Annotated in this window: 3 protein-coding genes; 2 read left to right on the top strand and 1 reads right to left on the bottom strand. The window is 47.6% G+C overall.

What is annotated here, in order from left to right; translation table 11 throughout:
• Positions 1 to 120 precede the first annotated feature (120 nt).
• The gene (locus tag ACR0P9_RS11850; protein WP_432620405.1) at positions 121 to 360 is read right to left on the bottom strand and encodes a heavy-metal-associated domain-containing protein; all 240 of its coding nucleotides are present in this window, start codon (positions 358 to 360) and stop codon (positions 121 to 123) included.
• A gap of 126 nt (positions 361 to 486) precedes the next feature.
• On the opposite strand from ACR0P9_RS11850, the gene ACR0P9_RS11845 reads away from it, so the two are divergent.
• Positions 487 to 1,563 carry a YibE/F family protein gene (locus tag ACR0P9_RS11845; protein ID WP_432620403.1) on the top strand — a complete coding sequence of 359 codons (1,077 nt, stop codon included), beginning with the start codon at positions 487 to 489 and terminating at the stop codon, positions 1,561 to 1,563.
• On the top strand, positions 1,556 to 1,875 hold a 320-nt coding region (locus ACR0P9_RS11840; RefSeq protein WP_432620401.1), incomplete at its 3' end, for a YibE/F family protein. The genes ACR0P9_RS11845 and ACR0P9_RS11840, both read left to right, overlap by 8 nt.

Genomic DNA, 1,875 nt, shown 5'->3' with positions numbered 1-1,875 from the left:
TCAGGCAACCGTTTGGTATGATGGAGATGTCGTTGTCGGCGGCGGCACGATTATCAAGAGCTTATAAGAATGCAGCAAAGCTCCTCTGTTTCCCATGGGATGCAGAGGAGCTTTGCGCTGTCAGCTGTAATATTCCATGCGAGCATGATTGACGGTATAGCCCATGTTGGTCAGACAATCTCGCAGCATTTGCGGCGTGACGGATTTGTCATCAAATTCGACAGAGACCAGGTTGCCGCCGCTGTCGGTGGAAACGGACAAGATGCCGTCACAGGAGCGATTGAATGCCTGACGCAGAGCTTTGGCATCTCGGTGGGTGCCAAACGGTGTGACGGAGAAATAAGCACTGTTTTTAGACATGGTATCACCTCTGTTGCTAGTATGCGGAAAAGCTGGCACAATGATACAGCTTGACAAGAAAAATTTCTCATCTTATCATAGAACACAGAGGAGGAATGGCCTATTTTTTCACAGAAGAAGAAACGAATGCTGTTGGTCGTGCTGGTTGTCGCTGCGATCCTTGGCTATGTGCTGGTCGATCATGATGCAGCGCTGTATCGAGATATGACTGTCGTCAAGATTACCAATATCAGCACCGAGCACACAGAAACACAGAGTGGTGTGCTGGCAGATAAAGAAAATTATTATGTACAAACCATCACGGCAGACATCCTAAATGGAGCGTATAAAGGAAAAACGGCAATATTTTCTAATCAATATACCGATTCTAATGTGCGAGATGAAACCTATACAACAGGCGATCAGCTGCTTGTCGATTTGTCTCACGATGGCACGACAGGAAAAATTTTGGAGCAAAAGCGCGACACCTTGGTGTATGTATTTGTTGTTGTGCTGTTGATTGGTCTGATTGCCGTGGCGGATCGGGCGGGATTTTTCTCGTTTTTGTCCGTGTGCATCAATATCTGCTTGCTGCTCATTGCGCTGAGATGCTATCTGTCAGGATGGAATATTATGGCACTGACGGGCTGCATGATTTTGCTGTTTACGATTCTATCTCTGCTGATTGGCAATGGCGTCAACCGACGTTCTCTGTTGGCGATTATTGTCACGTTGCTTTCTATCGCAGTTACGGCGGGAATTTACTTGCTTGTTCGCGCACTGTCTCCGGCTCTGCAATATCAGATGCTGGAGTATGCTGTCGTGCCGGATGACCTTAGCTCCCTGTTTTTCTGCGAGACAATGGTCGGCGGTCTGGGCGCTGTCATGGATGTGGCAATTTCTCTGATTTCTACGGCGGATGAATTGTTGGAACAAGATCCGCACATTCCTTATGCACAGCTGAAAAAATCTGTGCGTGCGGTATCCGATGATATTATGGGAACGATGGTCAATGTTCTGTTTTTCACGTATATCTGCGGCGGCCTGCCGAGTATGCTGCTCATGCTGCGCAATGCGATGACGATGTCATTTGTATGGGAGTATGTGCTGTCCTTTGAGATGGTACGTTTTTTGGTCGGCTCTATCGGTCTGGTATTGGCCGTGCCAATGACGCAGCTTGTTTTGCGCGTGTGGATAAAGAGACAGGAGGCATCTCATGGTTAAGATTTTAGCGATTATTCTGCTCGCTCTGATGCTGGTGGTCGGCAGAGACCGCGGCTTGCAGGCATTTTTGACCATTTTAATGAATATTGGCATTTTGGCTGCTGTATTGTACGCCATTACATTGGGAGTCAATCCGCTTCCCGTGGGCGTAATCGCGGGCATTTTGCTGACCGTTCTCATTCTCTTTTATCAAAATGGATATAATCTCAAGACAAAAGTCGCGTTTGTCGTCATTGTCGCGGTGGAAATCGTCATGTTTTTGATTGGCATGGCGCTGTGCTATAAGGGTCACGCCGGAGGATACAGCGAAGT

Origin of the sequence: Butyricicoccus sp. (assembly GCF_050872565.1) — a bacterium.
Taxonomy (GTDB): domain Bacteria; phylum Bacillota; class Clostridia; order Oscillospirales; family Butyricicoccaceae; genus Butyricicoccus_A.
Note: the sequence above shows the minus strand (reverse complement) of the source record. Positions and strands in the feature narration are given on the sequence as shown.

What these genes read in the sequence shown, in the direction of transcription:
- ACR0P9_RS11845 (WP_432620403.1), top strand. Translation starts at nt 487, where the DNA reads ATGCTGTTGGTCGTGCTGGTTGTCGCTGCGATCCTTGGCTATGTGCTG.
- ACR0P9_RS11850 (WP_432620405.1), bottom strand. Translation starts at nt 360, where the DNA reads ATGTCTAAAAACAGTGCTTATTTCTCCGTCACACCGTTTGGCACCCAC.